Source organism: Cysteiniphilum marinum, from assembly GCF_014857925.1.
Taxonomy (GTDB): Bacteria; Pseudomonadota; Gammaproteobacteria; order Francisellales; family Francisellaceae; genus Caedibacter; species Caedibacter marinus.
In genome coordinates this window covers 1-4,632 of sequence record NZ_JACYVZ010000068.1, presented here as the reverse complement: position 1 = coordinate 4,632, position 4,632 = coordinate 1, and the positions used below count along the sequence as shown (strand labels likewise).

2 protein-coding genes are annotated in these 4,632 nt (G+C 32.0%); both read left to right on the top strand.

All coding sequences use genetic code 11. The annotated features are described in order from the left end of the window. Positions 1-347 precede the first annotated feature (347 nt). Positions 348-1,223: a hypothetical protein gene (locus IE867_RS14020; protein ID WP_192485333.1), complete on the top strand. Its 876-nt coding sequence runs from the start codon at positions 348-350 to the stop codon at positions 1,221-1,223. Further along, the coding region (locus IE867_RS14015; RefSeq protein ID WP_192485332.1) for a hypothetical protein at positions 1,220-4,632 on the top strand (3,413 nt) is incomplete at its 3' end. The genes IE867_RS14020 and IE867_RS14015, both read left to right, overlap by 4 nt.

Below are 4,632 nucleotides of genomic sequence, written 5' to 3'. Positions count from 1 at the left end.
ACCTGTGCTTACATCATAATGCTGCGCTATTATTTTGATACCCGTTGCCATTATAAAAAATCCAATTCTATATTTTGAAAATAGGATAACATAGTCGTTTCATTAAATCTAGATGTGTGTTGCTTTCAATCCCTTATAACAACTGCTTATTCCACATAATTTGCTAGATGTCACCTGTTTTTTTAATGAGGTGACCCTGGGGAAAAGAGCCGGTCAGTTTGCAAAAAAGTATTTTAGTGATATAATCGTCGCCATGATTTGTAGTTAATTAAATTCTAGCTAGACTTAGAACAATAATTTTACAGTTGTTAAAATTTTTTTATGGCAGTAAGAGGAGGTGTAAAGTTTTGAGTATAATTTTAAAAACGTTTTTTTTATACCTTAGTTCATTGCTTGTTTTTATGCTAAGTACTTTCACAGTCGGGAATAGTAAAGAGAAATCTGATCTATTTAGGCTGCAGTTGCAACTGGAACAGATGATTAATGAAAGCTACCAATATTCAATATTTAATGATATTTCAACACATGAGCAATCATCATATAGTAATGATGTTACATATGATTTAATATCGGAAAAAGCTACTGTTCTATCGCACATAGAAATTTTATTTGCTGATTTTTTGTATCATGAAGGTCAGATCTTTCAAGGTAATGAAGAAATGCTTATAGAGGTGTTGAACGACGAAAGCTTTGGCGATGGTGGTTTTAACTTTGGATATTCAGGTTCCTTGAAATATGCGCATTATTTGTTTGTGAGTCAGCTGACTAAAAGCCAAAATAGTGCGCTATTAGAACACGAAGATGCTAATTACTTTGCTGTTGTTGTGCCTGATAGTGATTTGTTATCTTTAATTATATCGTCCTCTGTATTTTCTTATTTTTCCAGTTTCAATTTCTTCAATAAACGCGAATTTATCTATAGCAATAAAGCACTACCTTATCTACAGGAAGCTATTACTCAATTCAGTTGTATGTCATTATTAATTTTATTATACATATTCCTGCTTCCTCTATTTATACAACGCTGCAAATGGTTAAATAACCTGACAGTAATAGTCAACATGTCTAAGTATAACCACTTTATTTCCAATAAGTTTGATACACCTTCGTTCATTCGAAAAATTATTAAAGCCATTAAAAATATATCTATAGTTATTTATAGCATAAAGAAAAGTATCAATATTCAATTTTTACATTTTAAAATAAATCGAGTCATATTATGAAAAGACAGATAGCTAAAGCTAAATTATTTTATACGCTAATCGTTAGTGGTTTGTTGGTTGCTTGCGGGGGAGGCGGAAGTTATGGGGACAGTAGCTCAGGAAGTGCTACTGCCCTTCACTTAAGTGTATCAGAAAAAATGACCACTAAAATTCCTGACTATATTGCGCAGGGCAAAACTGGCATTGGTGATATTACTATTAAAGTGATAAATCCAAATAATAAACTTAAAGTAGGCTCAACAGAAGATGGGCAAGTGTTTAAAATAAAAGATATTCGTATAGAAGGTGCTCAATTAGATAAAGACCACTTAACATCTGATTTATGTATAGCTGCAGATAATTCATATAATGAGTTTCAAGGATATTGTACAATTCCTCTTTTGTTTGATGACACGCAGCAATTAGGTGAAAAAGACATTCATATCAAATTCACCTTAGAGAATGGACAATCAGTTGATTACACTAAGAAAATAACCGTTGTTGATAAGTACTCACCTAAATTACTTCAAGCACCACTTTTAAATGCACTAGAGCCGTTAGATAGCAATATTTATATGTCTAACGCAAAAAATATAAGTATTTACAATCCTCTGTCTTATGCATTGAATAATGTTAAATTTAGTCTTGGCAATAATAACACGCACAGCTTGAGGGTGATTGAAGCAGGAGAGACTATTGATATAAGTGCCAACATGTCAGATACAGTAAAAAACTCTCTAAGGTCTAATGATTATGCGAAAGGGGCATTATCTGCTTCAAACATAGGAGATGATTTAGATTTTTATTTTTTAAATGATAGCTTGAATGTTGCTCATATTGAGAATCTGTATATACAAGAACTTAATGAAAATAATATTATCAATTTGAGGGTATATCGCCCCAATATGAAGTTTGTTAGTGCTACATTGAAAGAGAGTGATGGCAATGAATTAACAAAAACAAGTGAAATGTCTTTGGATATAGATAGTTTTCCTACTACTGAAGATTATTTGCAAGTCGGTTCTGTGTATGAATTTAAAATTCATAATGTAACTCAATCAGCACATGGTCGTAAAAAACTTGAAGTTAATTTAGAATTTACTGATGAAAGTAACTTAGAAAATAGCAAAAACATCACCCTAGTAAGTCATATAGAAATAGCACCTATTCAGCTTGATATCAGTTCTGAGAATGTCATTTTAAATAATGCCTCAAAAAGCAATACGAATACAACATCAGAAGATGAAATTTATAAAATTGAAATAAAAAATAGCTCTCAATTTGATTGGAGTGTGAGTGATAGTTATCTTGAACTAAGTGGGTTAATATTAGCATCACAAAATGAGTATAAAATGTTTAATACTAATTCACCGATCTGCATCATAGGGAGTGATAATAAAAATATAACTTTTCAAGAATTAAATAGCCAGGAAACTTGCCTACTTTATCTGAAAATTGATTCATTAAGTGGTGAAACCACTAACGCATTCCCTCAGTTTACTATTAAAAAAGGGGCAAGTAATCTAGCAGCAGATCAATCTTTTGAAATAAAAGCGTCCAAAGCCATGCATGATGCCTTTGTGAGTAAACCTAAGAGATTAGATGAAAAATATTATTCATTAGATGTTTTTAGTCAGACTGAAGGTGCTAAGCTAACTTTAAATTTTGAGAATATAAAACCGGTAGTTGTTGACAATGGCAATATAAGAAGCCTGCAAAACCAGAATGTAAATCTATGTCAGCAGTTATCAAATGATGGTTCACAATACAGTACTCCATTAAATAATGAATCATGTACGATTATTTTAGAAAAAGAAGATATCTTAAAAGATTCAAAGATCAGTTATAAGATGATATCTAAAGCTGATGATGAAAATGAAACAGAAGCATCAGATACAGTCAACGTCGATAATATCCTAACCCAAGGAGATTATCACCTTCTAACATCAGAAGATGTTTATTTTATTGATAGTAAACATATCATCAAGCGCATCAACAATTCAACAAGCCAAAGCGGGTCATTGAGATCTGCAGTAACTTCAGATTTGAGCCAAGAAAATTCTGGTATTTTTGAAGTCACCGCTATTGCCAGTGACTACAAAGGTGATTTTTACATTGCATCAAATATTAAAAGTCTTATTCATAAACTTGAATCAGCTGATACAAATACTGCAGCACCTTTTATTTATTTGCCAAGTAATGATTATATAGAAGATATATTAATTAAAAATAGAGAGCTGTTTGTTCTATCTTTTAACCCTGTTAGTAATGAAAACTCATTCTATAAAATTAACTTAGATACAAAAAAATTGGATAAGGTTAAAACCTTTAATGGCTCAGTCAATAGAATGAGATTGATTGGCAATGATATCCATTTATTGGGTAGTAACTTATCCTTTGATAAAGGAGCCTCGACCAATATTTTGGTTTATCGTATTAACAGTGATGATTCTGAGTTGATTTATGGTTTTATACCTTTTTTAGATAATCTTGATGAAAGTGTTCTATTTGATGCGGCATTAATAGGTAGTAATTACTATTTGGCAACCTTAATGAAGGGAGTTAACGGTTTATATACAACTGAATATCCATTCCAAGAAAACGCCATGGCTAAAAAAATTCCTTTTAATGATAGCAATTTTTCAACACGAAATGCTTATATTAGCAGACTTGAGGATAGTCAAGATGGTGCTTTATATGGTACGTCAAGAGGGAATAACAACTACTTGCTTGCACGATTAAAAGCATCTGATGATGGGCAAGTATTAGAGGCAAGAGAAACTACTTATATTAGATCATTTGTGGGTGCTAAGGATGCTGTTTATTTTAGTTATGCTCAAAGTGAAGCTAATCCTGAAAATACTATAAATAATCACGATCAGGTAGAAAATTATTATATCAGTAGATGGTTAGATAATAACGAGAGCATTGATAGTGAAAATGCATTAAAAACAGAAACTTTAGTTAACAAACTCAGCATTCAAAACAAAGAACACGTTTCAGATAATAGTTTTTTTGTCAGCATACCGAAAAAAATTCATGTAATTGAAAATGAAGAGTTTAGTATAGCAGCCAAAGTGTATGGTGATCATCAAGATATTAGATATTCTTGGAATAGCAATTTCCCAAATAATAAATCACATGTAGACAATTCTCAAATCTTCACCAGAACGGCGCCTTATTTTAAGCCTAACGGAGATAATGAGTACCTAACATATCTTACAGCTTCTTCATCAGGAACTACGCAAACGGTAAGAACAAGTGTTTTTATTAATATAGATAATAAATTGATTCCAATTGCGGATGCAGGTGGCGACCAGTCTGTACAAGAGGGAACCGAACATACAGTAACAGGCTCAGGTAGCGCAAAAGGCGATAGAAAGATAACCAGTTATCAATGGACAGGCACTGGTGCATCCCATCTAAGTGT